General features: G+C 52.3%; 18 protein-coding genes. 14 read left to right on the plus strand and 4 right to left on the minus strand.

Going from position 1 to position 15,818, the window contains the following annotated elements; genetic code table 11:
* Nucleotides 1–72: 72 nt before the first annotated feature.
* Entirely contained in the window at nt 73–426 is a 354-nt protein-coding gene (locus tag JRC49_10465; GenBank protein QTE70223.1) for a hypothetical protein, read from the plus strand.
* An 11-nt stretch (nt 427–437) separates the two neighbouring features.
* On the opposite strand, the gene JRC49_10470 is transcribed toward JRC49_10465, so the two are convergent.
* Nucleotides 438–2,678, minus strand: coding sequence for a hypothetical protein (locus JRC49_10470; GenBank protein ID QTE70224.1), 2,241 nt, complete (start codon nt 2,676–2,678; stop codon nt 438–440).
* Entirely contained in the window at nt 2,665–3,150 is a 486-nt protein-coding gene (locus tag JRC49_10475) for a sigma-70 family RNA polymerase sigma factor (GenBank protein ID QTE70225.1), read from the minus strand. The genes JRC49_10470 and JRC49_10475 overlap by 14 nt, the downstream gene beginning before the upstream one ends.
* Nucleotides 3,151–3,302: 152 nt before the next feature.
* Between JRC49_10475 and JRC49_10480 the strand changes: the two genes are divergently transcribed.
* Complete coding sequence (locus JRC49_10480) at nt 3,303–4,220, plus strand: hypothetical protein (protein ID QTE70226.1); 918 nt, start codon at nt 3,303–3,305, stop codon at nt 4,218–4,220.
* Nucleotides 4,221–4,232: 12 nt separating this feature from the next.
* Nucleotides 4,233–4,658: a DUF2612 domain-containing protein gene (locus JRC49_10485; GenBank protein ID QTE70227.1), complete on the plus strand. Its 426-nt coding sequence runs from the start codon at nt 4,233–4,235 to the stop codon at nt 4,656–4,658.
* A gap of 300 nt (nt 4,659–4,958) precedes the next feature.
* Here the strand turns inward: JRC49_10485 and JRC49_10490 are convergent, their stop codons facing one another.
* Nucleotides 4,959–5,255, minus strand: coding sequence for a hypothetical protein (locus JRC49_10490; GenBank protein ID QTE70228.1), 297 nt, complete (start codon nt 5,253–5,255; stop codon nt 4,959–4,961).
* 683 nt (nt 5,256–5,938) lie between these two features.
* On the opposite strand from JRC49_10490, the gene JRC49_10495 reads away from it, so the two are divergent.
* From JRC49_10495 to JRC49_10510, 4 genes are all read left to right on the plus strand, one after another.
* Complete coding sequence (locus JRC49_10495) at nt 5,939–6,301, plus strand: peptidoglycan-binding protein (GenBank protein QTE72864.1); 363 nt, start codon at nt 5,939–5,941, stop codon at nt 6,299–6,301.
* The gene (locus JRC49_10500) at nt 6,298–6,516 is read left to right on the plus strand and encodes a hypothetical protein (protein ID QTE70229.1); all 219 of its coding nucleotides are present in this window, start codon (nt 6,298–6,300) and stop codon (nt 6,514–6,516) included. The genes JRC49_10495 and JRC49_10500 overlap by 4 nt, the downstream gene beginning before the upstream one ends.
* A 12-nt stretch (nt 6,517–6,528) precedes the next feature.
* Complete coding sequence (locus JRC49_10505) at nt 6,529–6,789, plus strand: phage holin (GenBank protein QTE70230.1); 261 nt, start codon at nt 6,529–6,531, stop codon at nt 6,787–6,789.
* 341 nt (nt 6,790–7,130) lie between these two features.
* Nucleotides 7,131–7,520 carry a hypothetical protein gene (locus tag JRC49_10510; GenBank protein QTE70231.1) on the plus strand — a complete coding sequence of 130 codons (390 nt, stop codon included), beginning with the start codon at nt 7,131–7,133 and terminating at the stop codon, nt 7,518–7,520.
* A gap of 88 nt (nt 7,521–7,608) precedes the next feature.
* Here JRC49_10510 and JRC49_10515 read toward each other — a convergent pair whose 3' ends face one another.
* Nucleotides 7,609–8,973: a hypothetical protein gene (locus JRC49_10515; protein QTE70232.1), complete on the minus strand. Its 1,365-nt coding sequence runs from the start codon at nt 8,971–8,973 to the stop codon at nt 7,609–7,611.
* Nucleotides 8,974–9,158: 185 nt separating this feature from the next.
* Between JRC49_10515 and JRC49_10520 the strand changes: the two genes are divergently transcribed.
* From JRC49_10520 to JRC49_10550, 7 genes are all read left to right on the plus strand, one after another.
* Entirely contained in the window at nt 9,159–9,845 is a 687-nt protein-coding gene (locus tag JRC49_10520; protein ID QTE70233.1) for a CPBP family intramembrane metalloprotease, read from the plus strand.
* Between the two features lie 356 nt (nt 9,846–10,201).
* Nucleotides 10,202–10,726 carry a hypothetical protein gene (locus JRC49_10525; GenBank protein QTE70234.1) on the plus strand — a complete coding sequence of 175 codons (525 nt, stop codon included), beginning with the start codon at nt 10,202–10,204 and terminating at the stop codon, nt 10,724–10,726.
* Between the two features lie 117 nt (nt 10,727–10,843).
* Nucleotides 10,844–11,374, plus strand: coding sequence for a sigma-70 family RNA polymerase sigma factor (locus JRC49_10530; GenBank protein ID QTE70235.1), 531 nt, complete (start codon nt 10,844–10,846; stop codon nt 11,372–11,374).
* Complete coding sequence (locus tag JRC49_10535) at nt 11,364–12,482, plus strand: DUF4179 domain-containing protein (GenBank protein ID QTE70236.1); 1,119 nt, start codon at nt 11,364–11,366, stop codon at nt 12,480–12,482. The genes JRC49_10530 and JRC49_10535 overlap by 11 nt, the downstream gene beginning before the upstream one ends.
* Nucleotides 12,483–12,642: 160 nt before the next feature.
* Nucleotides 12,643–14,055, plus strand: a complete 1,413-nt coding sequence (locus tag JRC49_10540) for an MATE family efflux transporter (protein QTE70237.1) — start codon at nt 12,643–12,645, stop codon at nt 14,053–14,055.
* 352 nt (nt 14,056–14,407) lie between these two features.
* Nucleotides 14,408–14,863: a GAF domain-containing protein gene (locus tag JRC49_10545; protein ID QTE70238.1), complete on the plus strand. Its 456-nt coding sequence runs from the start codon at nt 14,408–14,410 to the stop codon at nt 14,861–14,863.
* Nucleotides 14,860–15,462: a hypothetical protein gene (locus JRC49_10550; GenBank protein QTE70239.1), complete on the plus strand. Its 603-nt coding sequence runs from the start codon at nt 14,860–14,862 to the stop codon at nt 15,460–15,462. The genes JRC49_10545 and JRC49_10550 overlap by 4 nt, the downstream gene beginning before the upstream one ends.
* The last annotated feature ends 356 nt before the right edge of the window (nt 15,463–15,818 follow it).

Genomic DNA, 15,818 nt, shown 5'->3' on the forward strand with positions numbered 1-15,818 from the left:
AGTTAGGAAGTAATCAGAGTATTAATTCTGAATTCTGAATTCTTAATTCTGAATTCAAAGAGGGGGGTTCATATGATTTTCCGACCTGTGGATGAAGCCGGTGACATCCTGCCGGTGCTTTCTGCTTTCGACCTGCTGACGGGCGCCCGGGCGGAGGCGGAGCTTGTCCGGAACCGGCTGAAGCTGCTGACGGGAGAATGGTGGGAAAACCCGGAATGGGGAAATGGCATCCTGGAAATGCTGAAGGAATCCAGGCTGACGGAAGCGGATCAGCAGGTACTGGCCAATTACATTTCCGGGTACATACGGAAAACTCCCGGCGTGCTGGACGTCCGGGAGGTAAAGGTTTCTGTTGAGGGCAGGCGGTTCCGTTACTCCTGCGAGATCGTGACAGAGAACGGAACCGCGAGGATTCAGTATGAATAGCAGATCAGTGATTACTTTACCCTGACGACCTCCCGCCGGAAAACTCCGTTATCCACTATCAGCGCATCCGGCAGTTCGTCGGGGAAGATCCAGGTACAGCGATAGATGTAGGCGCCGTCTTCTTTTGTAACGGCCTGGTTGGCAGAAATAGCTCCCTGTTCACCGAAAACGTGTATGGAGTCAGTTTTTTTCAGAAACGGGAAAAAATTGTGCTCTTTGCCGTAGATGTCAGTGGACAGGGCCTGAACTTCATTGGGAAGCCTGACGTCATAGCAGTCATAAAAGGAAGTGCGCAGGAGGGTGACGGTGATTTCAGGTTCCGGCTCTGCCTGATCCGGATCAGGCTGGGATTTGTATTCGGCAAGGATCTGTGGTTCCTCATCCAGTTCAGAGACGGTGAAGGCAAGGGTTGCTATGGTCTGTGAATCTTCGATCATCGTGAAATTGCCGTTAGCATCTGATGTGAAACTGTATGCTTTTGACATATCCATCTCATGCATAATGAACTGTAACCTGTATACCTGCAGATTCGGAACGGCAGTGCCGATGGCCCTGATGACGCTTGTGCCGTCGTCCCTGTATTCCACATGTTCTTCTATATTGGCAGAAAAAGCGGGAGCGGGGACAGTGTAGATCACATTGGGCTCCATGGGAGTTTCCTTGTCAAATGCGGTAGAGATCCGGAGTCGTATGACTTTCTGGCCATGCTCAGCAGCCCACTTCATGATGGACTGGCCTTCATAATCCGATGTTTTTCCGATTCTTTCCGGGGAATCCGCATAAGGATCGATGCTTGAATTCAGGATAAGGCAGTCTTCGTGTTTGGGTGCGACTTCCACATTCACATAAACGCTGTGGCCGCCATAGACAGCCTTTTGGATTGTCAGATCGGCCAGTTCAGTCTGCACAGAAGGAGTTTCTGCAGAAGGCAGGGTGGTGACGCCGGTTTCGGAAAGATCGAGATGCATGATCTGGCTTTCAGACTGATAGTGTGTGTGGCCTGTTTGATAGTCTGTGGCATCCCATTCTATGTCATAGACCAGGCTGTCGGAAAGTGCCGGGCCGACAATGGTCATCCGGACTGAACCGTCATCCATCTGCTGGTAGCTTTCAGTGCGGAAGGAACCGTATTCTCCGTTGTTCGGAGGAGCAATCGAAACATGCATCATCTCCTCATAACAATGCTCTTTCAACCATTGTGAAAGGGTTTGTTCCGGATCATCCGCCTGTATTCCGTAGAAGTCCGAAACATATTTGCAGGGGCTGATCAATTGATGCTGTAAATCCACAACAAAGCATTTCTCATGCTTCGGACGGACATCAAAGGACAGATGGATTTCGTAATTCTGTATCACCGCATCCAGGAAGGTCACGGTGGCCAGGTCCGATTCCATAACGGAAGAATCGTTCTTCTGCGAGGCGTTATTATATCCGTCGCCTGATTCTAAATCGGGCATGGTGGAAGGTGTGATGGCGACAGCGAAAATCTGCGTTTCCTCAACTACAAGTCGGATGGTTCCGTGGTTGTGAAGATCAGGATGGAACGAATTGCCCTTGTCTTCCATATTCCAGGGAACTATATGCCATTCCAGTTCATATACATTATCGTCAGCAGCAGGACCGACAAGGGTCATCACCGCGGAGCCGTCGTCCCGGAGCTGGCATTTTTCCTCCTGGTAGGAGCCGTAGAAAGGTCCCTCTGTTCCGTCCCACGGAGAATTCAGGCTGACAGCCAGGGCTTCCTGATATCCATGATCCACAACCCAGCTGTACATGGACTGCTCCGGGTCTTTCGGCTGAATTCCGTAAAAGTCCGCAGTGTATTTACAGGCGGATGTGAGAAGATGATTCGCGGAAAGGATCAGGTTTTTTTCCTGCTTAGGCTGAATTTCCAGCGTAAAACGGATGTTGTCGCCGTCTCTCACAGCATCTTTGAACACCATGGTGGCATAAGCTGTATCCACAATGTAAGACGATTCTGCAACCTGGGTTGCAACAGTTGGTGTGGGGTTGATGGTATCAACATGCCCGTCCGGGGAGGTGCCCGGGAAATACTGCCGGTTCAGGATAACGCCGGCGACGAGCAGCACCACCGCCGCGAAGGAGGCAATAATCCGGGTGGTGTATCTCCTTTGCGGGCGGCTTTCCTTTTCTGCCTGTCTGTTCAGTTGGTCAAGTGTATCAATGACGGACTGCCGGAAGTACTCATCCGGCTGTCCCAATGCTTTTCTGAAATCTTCATTTCGTTTCATTGTCTTCCAGTGCCTCCTCGTTCAGAATGTCCCGCAGATGGGCCCGGGCACGCATGAGCCGGGTTTTGACAGAACTGACAGGAATCTTCAGGATCTCAGCGACATGCTTCACGTCATATCCTTCAACATAATGCAGGATGACGGGGACGCGTTCCTTTTCCTTCAGCCGGAACAGGGCGTCCCGCAGGTCGATATAATCCGGTGCCTCCAGCTGCCGTTCGGGGAGTTCTTCTATCGGGAACTCCCTTTTTCCATGCCGCTGGATATCGTGGCACACGTTCAGGAGAATACGAATGACCCAGGTCTGCAGATAGCGCTCATTCTTCAGACTGTTTCGCTTTTCCCAGCTGCGGCGGATGGCCTCCTGTACGGCATCCTGCTGATCCGCTTCGATCAGCAGCTGGCCGCGGGCGATCCGGTAGAGCGTGGGCGTCATCCGGATAACGGCCTCGGTAAAGGCTTGGTTGGTCACTTTGGTTCCTCCTGAAGATCATCTGTCCGGGTTTGATTCCATCCGTTAGACGGAGAAGCCGGAAAACAGGTTTCATTTTAGCAAAAACTTTTTGTATGGGTATAAGGAATTAATTATGCATTGTGCATTATGCATCCGGAGGAGTGACTTGCATGTCATATTTCGCACCGTATATCGATGCTTCCGGCTTCCACCTTCCAACCTATGAGGAACGGCTGGAGGAACTGACGGGGGCATACAGGAGTATCTTCGGTATTGAATCGGAACTCTCCGCTTCTGTGCCGGATTACCAGCTGCTTTCCGTTTTCGCCAAGGCGCTGGATGACGTATCCGCCCTGGTGCTGCAGGCCTATAACAGCCGGAATCCGGCCTATGCCACAGGCCAGGCGCTGGATTTGCTGCTGCCCCAGTACGGGATTACCCGGGAGGCCGGGGAGACGGATGCTTCTGTCCGTGCCCGTATCCGGCATTCCCTGGCAGGCCGGAGTTCAGGTTCCGCGGACGCCCTGCTTGCGGCGGTGAAAGCCGCCAGGGGAGTCCGGGACGCGGTGGTATATATCAACGAAACGGACAGCACTGACAGCATCGGCATTCCGGCCCACAGCATCGCCGTGGTCACCCGGGCCGGCGTGGCAAACGCGATAGCCCAGGCTATCTATGACAAGAAGGCACCGGGAATCGGAACCTGGGGCGGCAATTCCGGCATCGCGGTGGATGCGGATGGACGGGAACATACAATTGCGTTCACAAGGTCTACGGAAAAGAAAATCTATCTCCATCTGTATATCCGGGTGGTGGAAGGCGGAAACCAGGAGACAATCCAGAACGCGGTGATTCCCGCGGTAACGGAGTACCTGGACAGCCTCAGCCTGGCGGTTCCGCTGAACGTGCCGCAACTGTACGGAGCTGCCTACGCCGCGGATCCGGCCATCGCAAAAACCTTTGTGGTCACGGATGTCCAGGTGACAATACCGGGGATTTCCGGTGTGATCCGGGACCTGGTTCCCTGCGCGTGGAATGAGAAAATCTCCGCGACGTCGGGTACGGGCATTACGATTCATTTTGTGTAAAGGGGGGAAATGATGGAATGGCTTTCACTTTTTCCGGGCGCCTCCCGGGACCGGCCCCGCTTTATGGCGCTTGCGGAGGCAGTACTCCGGCAGGTCTCAGACCTGGCGGCCCTGACTGCGCAAATGCAGGCGGGGTTTTCTTTTGCCCGGGCGGAGGGAATGCAGCTGGATCAGATCGCGGCAGCTATTGGGCTGAACCGTTCCGATATTGGAACGGATGTGCCGGATGAAACCTTCCGGCAGTACCTGCTGGCGAAGCTGGCGCTGTGGACCTGGGACGGGACAAACAGAACCGTCCCCGAGGTGCTGGGCATTGCCCTGCCGGGCAGTACGCAGACAGACAACGGGGACGGAACGGTTTCCATATCAGGTGCAATGATGACAGAAAGGGTATACCCGGTACCGGCGGGAATCAAGATAATTTTGCGATCGCCGTAATCCATTGCTGCTTCGCTAATAGCTTGCAGCAAATGGACGGCTGTAGCATGGGCGAAGCTCTGACAACTGCCAGTGGCAGATATTTTGTCAGAGCTGAGGTCAAGCGAAAGGGAGTGAGCTCCCCAGTGGGGAGTCACGACCATTGAGCTTGCGGATAGGCATTAGCCGTGAATGGCTCGGTGTTACCAGCGCTAAAGCGCTGACAGATCTGGCTGAAGCACGGATGCCTCCTCAACAATTAAGAATTCAGAATTAATACTCTAATTACTTCCTAACTCCTACTTCCTACCTCCTACCTGGTTAAGCATTAACCGCGATTCCATTGCTTTTCATCAGCTCATAGAATTTTTTCCGGCCGAAGAAAAAGACAAACTTGTAGTTGCTGCCGTCTTTCATATGAACGGAAATCGCCGGAAGGATCGTGGCTTTGTCGCGATAGACGTAGGCGATATCTGTATACTTCATTTCCAGGTTCCGGTATTCGGAAGGGATTGTCAGTTTGCCGGTCTTGTAGGTGATGGCCTGATCATCCGCGATGATCTCGCCGCCAAGCAAACCACGGTAGCAGAAGCTTACGATAAACAGCTGTTTCTTCATGATATCTTCCTCCAAGTGCGGCGAAAGCCGCTTTTTTACTGCATACAGCATATGACAACCGGGAATCGGGAAACAGGGCTAAAAGAGAAAAATAGACATTGCTTTTTTGCCTCGAAGGCAAAATGAATTCAGAAATCAGGATCAATGAGCGGCAGATCTCTTTTTCACTACACGTTCAGGAAGGTGACAGGAACATCATCATAGTACAGGCATGAAAACAAAATTATGAATTATGAATTGTGAATTATGAATTATTTTTAAGGGGGAATTGAATGATTACACCGGAAGCATTGATCGGGAAATTCCGGCAGGCGCTGGACGAGCACTGGGGCTACATCTGGGGCACGGCCGGGGAAGCCTGGACGGAGGCAAAACAGAAGGAACTGGAAAAGACAACGGATTCCAGCCGTGCCCAGGGACGGAAGTACGGGAGCAAATGGATCGGGCACACGGTCGCTGACTGCAGCGGCCTTTTTTCGTGGGCTTTTAAGAAGCTGGGCGGCACGATGTACCACGGCTCCGACACCATGTACCGGAAGTACTGTGTCAACAAGGGAGAACTGAACAAGGGCAAGCGGACGGATCAGGGAACCCTGAAGCCCGGCACTGCGGTTTTCGTCTGGAACGGCAGCAGCTACAGCCATGTGGGCTTGTATGTGGGCGACGGGATTGTGATTGAAGCCATGGGTACGATCAAGGGCGTGACTACGACGAAGGTCAGCGCCGGGAAGTGGACGCACTGGGGGGAACTCACCGGCGTTGAATACAATTCAGAATTCAGAATTCATAATTCAGAATTAAATGGCGTGCGAGAACGCAAAACGATCCGGAAAGGTTCAAGAGGAGCCTCGGTCAGGGAGTGCCAGACTTTGCTGGAACAGGCAGGATACAGTGTCGGTACATATGGGATTGACGGGGACTTTGGAAAAGACACCCTGGCGGCGGTGAAGGCATTCCAGCAGGATCGTGGACTGAAAGTGGACGGGATTGTCGGCCCGAAGACCTGGGCGGCGCTGACAGAGGGGAGAGGTGGTGATGAATCATGAATCTTGAAACAATAGTTGTTGCACTGATCACGGCGGGGTTCGCGTTCCTGGGCGTCTATGTGAGCAACCGGAAGCAGACGGCGCTGGTGTCCTACCGGCTGGAGAAGCTGGAGGAGAAAGTGGATAAGCACAACAGCGTGGTGGAGCGGATGTTCCGCCTGGAGGAAACCGTCAAAAACCTGCAGGACGAACTGAAGGAAATCAAACATCTGTAAGGAGGAATGTCTATGAAAATCAATTGGAAAGTGCGCTTTAAGAACAAGGTGTGGCTGGGAAGCTTCTTCAGCCTGGTGGTGGGCTTCGTCTACAGCCTGCTGGCGCTGTTTGACGTGTTCCCGGCGGTGACCCAGAACCTGGTGGTGCAGCTGCTGAACCAGGTGCTGACCTTCCTGGGACTGATCGGCGTGATCGTGGATCCCACTACCGCTGGACTGGAAGACAGCGACCGGGCCATGGGGTATGAAGATCCGTGGGACGACAACCGATGACAGCCAGTGGCTGAAATCTCATCGGTCGTCGTCTCACCCGAAACAAGCGATCTGTCTGGGAGACAGTCGCGCCGATTGAGGGTGCGGAGAGCGAGCTGAATGTCAGCCCTGTGGGCTGTCGGCGAAGCCGAAATGAAGTGAACGAGTCAATCGAAGCAAGCAGCGGGTTGAAGCGTCAGCGATGCCTGCTGCGCCGACTGAGATTGCGGATATGATGCTGTGAACAATTGAATTGATATATGTCTGGCTGCTGCCTTAGGGCGGCAGCCTTTTTTTGTTGTGTGGATGATATTTTGATGGTATTGTTTATTATATATTGAAGCATTGAGGAGATGATTCAGATGAAAATAAAGATCCTTTGCATTATTGCATGCCTGGTAATTGGCGTCAGCGCTTTCCTCCCTTATTTTTCTGTTTCCGGGCTGGGAATAACGGTATCCAAAAGCCTGAAAGACAGTAACGACTGGATTTATATTCTAATCATCGCCGGCGCTGCTTTCATTTTCTCCGTTTTAGGGAAATATCTGCCGGTTGTGTTTCTGGGTATGGCGTCTTTAGCAATGTTCTTCATTGAGAACAACAGCATTACGACGAATCTGGGAAAAGAAATAGACGCGCTGGCAAGATCGTTAATCCAGAACAGTATGGGTTATTATTTCCTGCTGGTGGGTTCCATTGCCCTGATTATTTTTGCCGTTCTTGGTCTGGCGGGAATAGGACGGAAGAAATAAGAGATTGTTCTCACGAGGAGCCCTGGGATGATGCAATGAACCATTGAACAGACATGGGAAAAGCCTTCGGCTAACCGGAGGCTCTTTTTTATTGTACAGATTCTATGCCTGTGTAAAGCTGCACGTTTTTATCAATAAGCAGGGTGCTGGGAAAATAATGGGTGTCGCGAATGTTTTCAACGTTCTGCAAAAACAAATCATGGTCTGTTATTTCGGACTTGTAGTTCTGCACTAAATCAAGCAGGAAAGGGCAATGACTGATATCCAGCTCTGAAAGTTGATTTACATTGCAAACAAGTATTTCAATTTTGGGGTTTCTGCTTATGTTCAGAGAGGTTAGATTGTTAAAATTACAGAAAACCAACGTCAGCTTTGTATTGTTTCTCAAATCCAGTTCTGTCAGATTGTTTTGATCACAATACAGTTGTCTCAGCCCGGTCAGATATTCAATTCCGGCCAGGGAAGAGATGTTCTTTTCTGATACATTGATAGAGATGGCTGTTTTTGCTTCATTCGAACTGAGGAATCCATTGTCATTCAGATCATACTTCTTTACTTTTTCCCGAAAAGCTTCTTCCGGAAAGTGCTGTGCATCAATCGGTACACCCGGGTCTGCATTTTTTCCTGTAAACAGTATTACGTTTTTGTTTGTGACAAGACAAGCGTCATATAAATAAGATTCAGATGGATCTCTGTTGATTTCCCAAATCAATCTGTCCGTATCCTCGCTGGGGTCGACCGTTTCCACCAAAGCGAGCAGATAGGGGCAGTTGCTGATGTCAAGCGCGGTCAGTTTGTTTCCGTCACAAGGCAAACTCTTCATAAACGGGTTGTTGCTCAGATCCAGTTTTGTTAACTGGTTTCCTCTGCAGTAAAGTCCCACCAGATCGGGATTGTTGCTGAGGTCCAGTTTGGTCAGTTCACAATCAGTAACCACCAGAAATACCAACTGGGAAAGATTGCTGATATCGAGTCCCTTAATCGGGTTATCAGAGCATGACAGCATTTGCAGTTTAGGGTTTCCGCTTACATCCAGTGCCGCCAGATGATTGGAGTCGCAGTAAAGAAATACTAAACCTGAGTTCTGGCTTACATCCAGTTCGGTCAGATCGGTATTGGAGCAGTTCAGGGTTTTCAGCGCCGTATTCCGGCTTATATCCAGTTTTGTCAGGTCGTTGTCGTTGCAAAAAAGATCTTCCAGTCCTGACAGGTATTCAATCCCCTCAAGGGAAAGGACTCCTTCTCCGTTCACACGGATCTTTATGGCATTATCCGCTTCTTCCGGGCTGAGCATTCCGTCATGATCCAGATCGTATTGTTCTACTTCCTTACGGAAAACGGGATCGGGGAAATGCTCCTCGTCAATCTTTACATCGCCTTCTCCCGCGCATGCGGCGAAGGAAAACATACAAGCCAGTAAAAGAACCAGCAGCAGTCCCAAAGATTTTTTCATATTCATTCTCCTGTTCACGGGTCGATAGTCTGCATCACATAAATGATAACGTTCCGGATGCGCTAAAGTATCCAAGGTGATGTAACAATGGTGTAAATAATGAGTCTGCCGGCGCTGTTTGTGATATAATGCCTCCTGATGCTGATCTCGGAGAGACGAAAAAGACAGGATTGGGAGACAGGAATATGAAGAAGAGTTTTCTGGCAATTGATCCGGTATACCGCGAACAGATGGAGCACTATACCCTGAAAGATATGGCAGCGGCGCTGATTTACTATGCGCTGTTTATGGCGGCATATTTCTGGATGGGCCGGGAGCAGGCCCGGACAGGACGTTACCTGATCGAGGCCGGCAACCTGATTCTTGCCCTGATACCGGTGCTGCTGTGTGTGAAACACCTGTCCCATGTGGGCATTACCTTGCGCAACCTGAAACCGTCCCTGCTCATGGGATCGGCGATCGGACTGGTATTCCTGGCAGCCTGGACCGTTATTCCCGGGATTATTTCCGGCGCGGCGCTGCTGCCGGCGGGTGAGATCCTGTACAATGTGTACCAGTATTTCATTATCATCGGCCTGTGCGAGGAGATTGCCTTCCGCGGGTTTATCCAGCCCCGGCTGTTTCCTGCCCTGAAGAAGGAATGGCTGACGATCCTTGCGGGCGGCATCCTGTTTGTGCTGATGCATATGCCCTTCCAGATGGCCAGGCGGGGCATGGGGATTGCGGAATACTGGCCTACCTTTATTGCGAACGCTCCCATGCAGTTTGTCTGGCATCTGGTCTGCACCTGGCTGTATCGCCGGTACGGGAATATCTTCGGCTGCGCTCTGCTGCACGGCCTGGTGGATCTTTCCATGGGGATCTTCGGCTGACGGAAGAATCGAGCCGTACATCATAGTCGCCTTCGGGCGGCTTTTTTGAAAAAAGAAAAGATAAAATGCGATGAATGTGGTTTTAAATCGCCTGTACAAATGCAGGAGGTGAACGACAGATGAGCAATGTTACAGGCTATGACACTGCTCCGGATTGCGCTCAGAAATTTGAACAGCCGGCGGGGCCACCGGTATGTTTTCTCTGTTGGAAAAATATAGCTGGATATTTTACGAACAGAATCCTTTTTTGACAGCACCTGAGGTGTTATACTGCTTCCATACCGTAAAGCATTCCTGTTTGAAAGGAGGGAGAACGAATGCTCGGACCGATTTTGATGGTTGTATTGTTTCTGGTCATGAGACTGATTGTTTGGCTCTCCCTCCGGGATGTCACGTTGTACGGGAAAACCAGGAAAAGCGGAAAGAGTATAAAGAAAACTGCGAAACTTGTGATGAAAGAAATCCGGGAGTTCCGGGAAGACAGACGGGAATTCAAGGAAGCGATGCAGGAAGCCCGCTGGGAAGCGCGTGAAGCACGGTTAGAGAAAGCCGCGGAACGGTTTGATGCTGTGATGACAGGAATTGGAGCGCTGGGGGAGAAATGCGCGCGGAAGACGGAAGAAGGCGTGAGAGCGCTGAAAGATGGAATTGAAGCCCGGAAAGCTATCCGGGAACAGATGAAATCAGGAACGATCGAAGAGGAGCAAGCGGAGCCGGTGATCCCGGTCGACGAAGCGTTGATGAACCGGATCATAGTGCGTGATCTGGAAAAGGATGCGGCCCGTACAGCAGCCATGGCCGCAAATGTTCCGACGATGGAGTTCCCGGAAGAGGACGACAAATACTTCTCCGCCCGGAAATACGAATCCGCGGATGATTAATCCGTTGATACACATAGCCGCCTTCGGGCGGCTTTTTTGTTTTTTGAAAAAGAAAATATAAAATGCGATGGATTTGGTTTTTCATTCGTCTGTATAAGTGCAGGAGGTGAACGACAGATGAGCAATGTTACGGGCCCTGACACTGCTCCGGATCGCGAACAGAGATTTGAACAGCTGGCGGAGGCATATCAGGGAGCGGTTCTCAGGCTGTGTTACCTCACCCTTTGTGATAAGACACTGGCGGAAGACGCGACACAGGATACTTTCCTGAAGGTATATCGCACGATGGATTCGTTCCGCGGGGAATGCAGCGAGAAAACCTGGATCATGAAGATCGCCGTGCGGACGTGCTATGACATGAACCGCTCCGGCTGGTTCCGCTTTATGAACCACCGGGTGACGCCGGAAATGCTTACCGAACAGGCCGCGGAAGAAGTGGATGAGAGCGACGCCGAACTGATGACTGCGGTGCTTTCGCTGCCGCGGAAACTGCGGGAAGCCATCCTGCTGCATCATTACCAGGGACTGAATGTCAGTGAGACAGCGAATGCGCTTGGAATATCGCAGGCCTCCGCATCGGGCAGGCTGAAGCGGGGCAGGCAGAAACTGAAGGAACTGCTGGAAGGGGGTGGCCTGTATGAAGAATAAGCTTTACAGCAATGCTGAGTTTCAGGAATCTCTTGACCGCAGCCTCTCTTCCCTTCAGCCGGATCGCCTGATGGCCGGGCGCATCATCGCTTCCGGAAAGGAAGAAGAAAAAGTGAAGAAGATTCCACGTTTGGCAATTGTGATTGCCGTTATACTGGTTTTGACAATGGCCACAGCGATTGCCGCGCACATTGCCGGCTGGACCAGGGGCCTGGAGGAACGCCTGCAGGTGACGGATGAACTGAAAGAAAAGCATGAGGGAACAGGCCTGTTTGACGAACCGGGGCTGAGTGTGACGAAGGACGGCATTACCGTAACACTGGATCAGTGCGTGGTCGTGCCGCAGACCGCCTATATCGCGTTCCGGATAAAGGGATATCCGCTGCAGCCCGGAGAGGAACCGGGGTTTGACCTGGTTTCCTGTGAGGCCGCGCATGCAGAAACCTTTATTAACACGGATTCGTCCTTTTATAACGGATCGGCTGCAGTGCCGGATGACGAACCCTATGATTACAGTAAGCTCTCCTATACGGATGAGAATGGTGATCTGCTGTATGTGTTCACAGCCTCACCGTCGGATGAGCAGGTGTCGCTGGTCGGCCTGGACCTGAAAGTGGTACTGGGCGGGCTGGGCGTTTGTGAAGGCAAAGCGGGGGACATTATCCGGCAGGTGGAAGGCCCGTGGGAGTTTGAATGGACGCTGAAGGGAACAGACCAGCAGGTGGATATGACGGGACTGCATGAAGCGATCGGCAAGGACGGATGCTTCCTGACGGAGGTGCATCTGACGCCGGTCAGCATCAATCTCAGGATGCTTGTTCCCAAGAAACTGAATGAGCACAGCGTGATGGATGACGCGGTTCCCTTCTTCTCCGGCGTTGTTTATGAAGATGGAACAGTCCTGACAGAGTTGGGTGCAGGCGGAAGTGAAGGATATGAAGACGGCCTGGACCCGGAGAATGACGTTTACGGTCAGGCACTGAATCTGGATCGGCTGATTGAACCGGAGAAGGTGGAGAAACTGGTCTTCTACTGGAATCCCGACTGGGGAAACGATGATCTGGAGGATACGGGCGAACCGGAACGGATTGATGTAAAGATCAGATAAAAATGCCCTTGGAACAGGGAAAGGCAGCCGGAAAATGCTCCGTCTGCCTTTTTCATGCCCGAAATGGAGCATAAACCAACCAAAAGACTGATTGCAGGGGGAGGGGAAAAGTGCTATAACATCGCAGCAAACTAAATGTTTGCAGAAGGAGCATGAATGCATGGCACGTACCATGACAAAAGATCTTACGGAAGGGAGACCGCTGAAGCTGGTTCTTTCCTTTGCAGCCCCGCTGCTGTTCGGAATGCTGTTCCAGCAGTTCTACAGCTTTGTGGATACGGCAATTGTTGGCCGGTACCTCGGGGCGGAGAAACTGGCGGCGGTCGGTGCCACCGGTTCGGTGAACTTCCTGGTGATCGGCCTGTGCCTGGGCTTCTGCTCGGGTTTCGCCATTCCGATCGCGCAGGCCTTCGGAGCGAAGAACGAGCATGAGGTGCGCCGGTGCGTATGGCATTCGGCTGTGCTGTGCGCGGGACTGAGCCTGCTGTTCGGCCTGGCGGCCACGCTGCTGTGCAAACCGCTGCTGCGGCTGATGAACACCCCGGAGGAAATCCTGGATTCATCCGCTTCCTATATCCGGATCATTTTCGCGGCGATTCCCTGCTGCGTGCTGTATAACATGGCCAGCGGCATTCTTCGTTCCCTGGGGGACAGCAAAACGCCGGTGGTCTTCCTGGTGCTGGCGTCCCTGGTGAACATCGTGCTGGACCTGGTGCTGATCATTTATGCCGGGATGGACGTGGCCGGCGCGGCGGTGGCTACAGCTGTCAGCCAGCTGATTTCCGGCATCGGCTGCCTGCTGGTGATTATCAAGCGGTTCCCGATCCTGAAGCTGACGAAGGAAGACCGGCGGTTCTCCATGCGGCGTGGACGCTCCATGCTGGGCATCGGCCTGCCCATGGGCCTGCAGTTTTCCATCACTGCCATCGGTTCCGTGATGGTGCAGTGGTCCGTGAACGGCCTGGGTGTGAACTCCGTGGCGGCTGTGAGCGCGGCCTTCAAGCTGAGTATGTTCTTCTGCTGTGTGTTTGACGCCCTGGCTTCCACCATGGCAACCTTTGCCGGGCAGAACATCGGCGCCAGGAAACTGGACCGGGTACGGCAGGGTATGCGGGCAGCATCCGCGGTGGGGCTGATCTACTGCGGCCTGGCCTTTGGCATTGTGCTGCTGTTTGGCGATAAGATGCTGGGCCTGTTCATTGACAGCGGCGAGAACGCCGAGGTTATGGAACTGGCTTTCCGTTTCCTGAAGATCAACGCGGCATTCTATATTCCGCTGCTGTATGTGAATATCCTGCGGCTGTGCATCCAGGGGATGGGTTATACCCGGATCGCTATGTTCGCGGGCCTGGCGGAGATGCTGGCGAGGACTGTGGTGGCATTGTTCCTGGTGCCGGCAGCCGGGTTTGTGGGCGCCTGCTTCGCGAACCCCGCAGCCTGGGTGATGGCAGACCTGTTCCTGTTCCCCTGCTACTTCAAGCTGGTGAAGTCACTGCATGGACGGCTGCTGCCGGGTGTGGAGCCCACGGATAATCAGGAAAAGGGAAAGATTGTCGCGCTTAAAAGCGCGTGAGAAAAAACGACAGCATAAAGCGACAGTGAATGCTGCCGCTTTTTCAATTCACAATTCATAATTCATAATTCAGAATTATTTTTTCTTCACGCAAGAGATTCCCTATTGCTTGAAGGTTCACTTCTCCGGAGGAGATTTCTCCACTACGGCTACGCCTACGGTCGAAATGACAATGGCAGCGCTATGGACTGTTCCATGACGCTGTGTTTCTTGGATAAGTATATAAAATTATGAATTATGAATTGTGAATTATGAATTGTTTCAGGCGCTATATGCCGCCTGAAACGGAAGGTCTTTTATTTGCTTCCGGCGAAATTATGAAAGGAATACCCTGAAGAAGAGGATGAAAGCAATGACGGATTATAAACTGCTGGTTGGTCAGGCGAAGGAAATGCTGGAGGCGGAACCCTGGTATGCGTCCTCATTCAGCAATATCTCCGCACTGATCATGACCATGATGGAAAACCTGAACTGGGCCGGATTTTACCTGATGAGGAATGGAAAGCTGACGGTGGGCCCGTTCCAGGGCAAACCGGCATGCATTCATATTGCTCCCGGCAGGGGCGTGTGCGGCACGGCAGCCGCGAAGGATGAGACTACCGTGGTGCCGGACGTGCACGAATTTCCGGGACACATTGCCTGCGACGGAGCGTCTGAATCGGAGATCGTGATTCCGATTCACGGAGACGGCGAAGTGAAAGCGGTACTGGACATCGACAGCCCGGTGAAAAACCGGTTCAGCCCGGAAGACCGGGAGGGACTGGAAGCACTGGTGAAGACGATTGAGGAGCGGGTGAGCTGGACATGATGACAGCGGACTGGTTTCTGAATATCCTGATTGCGCTGATTACCCTGATTATTGTGGTTTCATTTTTCCGCAAGGACGGGCAGTGGGCGCCGGAGAGGGGAAAGTTCGCGCTCCGGTTTTTTACCACGCTGAGCAATTTGCTGTGCGCTGCGGCGTGCCTGCTGACGGCGCTGGCCATCAATGCCGGCGGGATCCCGGAATGGATCTGGATGCTGAAGTATATCGGCACGGCGGCGGTAACGGTGACCATGCTGACGGTGCTCTTTTTCCTGGCGCCCAGCTTCGGGAAGGGTGCACTGAAGGTGCTGCTGTCCGGCACGGACCTGTTCATGCACCTGATTACCCCGCTGCTGGCCCTGGTTTCCTTCTGCGTGTTTGAAAAGCGGGGGATGACCTTCTGCCAGAGCCTGTGGGGAATGCTGCCGGTGGTGCTGTACGGGCCGGTATACCTGTACAAGATCCTGTTTGCCCTGCCGGAAAAACGCTGGGATGATTTTTATGGTTTCAACAAGCAGGGGAAATGGCCGGTTGCGTTTGCCGGTATGGTGCTGGGAACGTTTTTGATTTGCATGGGGATAATGGCGTTGCAGAACCTTTGAGAACAGAGCCGGAACGGAAGATCCGGCTCTGTTCTTAGGTAGGAAGTAGGAGGTAGGAAGTAGGAAGTACTGCTGTTTCCAGGCAGCGATGTTCCGTTGGCGTTCCCGAATGCGAACAGGCCGGGAGATCTCTCCACTCCCTTCGGTCGGTCGAGATGACAACGTGGGCGCTGCGGAGAAGTGGCAGGCACATTGGTAAAAGTAACCAGAACGTTTGCCGCATGGCAAACATATCATATTCGTCGAAGACGAATCTATCATATTCGCATTAAGCGAATATATCATGTTGCGAAGCAACATATCATTCTTTTGCGCAGCAAAAGATATTTCTCTCCTACTTCCTACTTCCTAACTCC

Source organism: Clostridiales bacterium FE2011 (genome assembly GCA_017569305.1).
Classification (GTDB): domain Bacteria; phylum Bacillota; class Clostridia; order Christensenellales; family Aristaeellaceae; genus Aristaeella.

Bases quoted from the DNA above. Each gene is read 5' to 3' on its own strand.
- JRC49_10465 (QTE70223.1), top strand. From the start codon at position 73: ATGATTTTCCGACCTGTGGATGAAGCCGGTGACATCCTGCCGGTGCTT.
- JRC49_10470 (QTE70224.1), bottom strand. From the start codon at position 2,678: ATGAAACGAAATGAAGATTTCAGAAAAGCATTGGGACAGCCGGATGAG.
- JRC49_10480 (QTE70226.1), top strand. From the start codon at position 3,303: ATGTCATATTTCGCACCGTATATCGATGCTTCCGGCTTCCACCTTCCA.
- JRC49_10485 (QTE70227.1), top strand. From the start codon at position 4,233: ATGGAATGGCTTTCACTTTTTCCGGGCGCCTCCCGGGACCGGCCCCGC.
- JRC49_10490 (QTE70228.1), bottom strand. From the start codon at position 5,255: ATGAAGAAACAGCTGTTTATCGTAAGCTTCTGCTACCGTGGTTTGCTT.
- JRC49_10495 (QTE72864.1), top strand. From the start codon at position 5,939: ATGGGTACGATCAAGGGCGTGACTACGACGAAGGTCAGCGCCGGGAAG.
- JRC49_10500 (QTE70229.1), top strand. From the start codon at position 6,298: ATGAATCTTGAAACAATAGTTGTTGCACTGATCACGGCGGGGTTCGCG.
- JRC49_10505 (QTE70230.1), top strand. From the start codon at position 6,529: ATGAAAATCAATTGGAAAGTGCGCTTTAAGAACAAGGTGTGGCTGGGA.
- JRC49_10510 (QTE70231.1), top strand. From the start codon at position 7,131: ATGAAAATAAAGATCCTTTGCATTATTGCATGCCTGGTAATTGGCGTC.
- JRC49_10515 (QTE70232.1), bottom strand. From the start codon at position 8,973: ATGAAAAAATCTTTGGGACTGCTGCTGGTTCTTTTACTGGCTTGTATG.
- JRC49_10520 (QTE70233.1), top strand. From the start codon at position 9,159: ATGAAGAAGAGTTTTCTGGCAATTGATCCGGTATACCGCGAACAGATG.
- JRC49_10525 (QTE70234.1), top strand. From the start codon at position 10,202: ATGAGACTGATTGTTTGGCTCTCCCTCCGGGATGTCACGTTGTACGGG.
- JRC49_10530 (QTE70235.1), top strand. From the start codon at position 10,844: ATGAGCAATGTTACGGGCCCTGACACTGCTCCGGATCGCGAACAGAGA.
- JRC49_10535 (QTE70236.1), top strand. From the start codon at position 11,364: ATGAAGAATAAGCTTTACAGCAATGCTGAGTTTCAGGAATCTCTTGAC.
- JRC49_10540 (QTE70237.1), top strand. From the start codon at position 12,643: ATGGCACGTACCATGACAAAAGATCTTACGGAAGGGAGACCGCTGAAG.
- JRC49_10545 (QTE70238.1), top strand. From the start codon at position 14,408: ATGACGGATTATAAACTGCTGGTTGGTCAGGCGAAGGAAATGCTGGAG.
- JRC49_10550 (QTE70239.1), top strand. From the start codon at position 14,860: ATGATGACAGCGGACTGGTTTCTGAATATCCTGATTGCGCTGATTACC.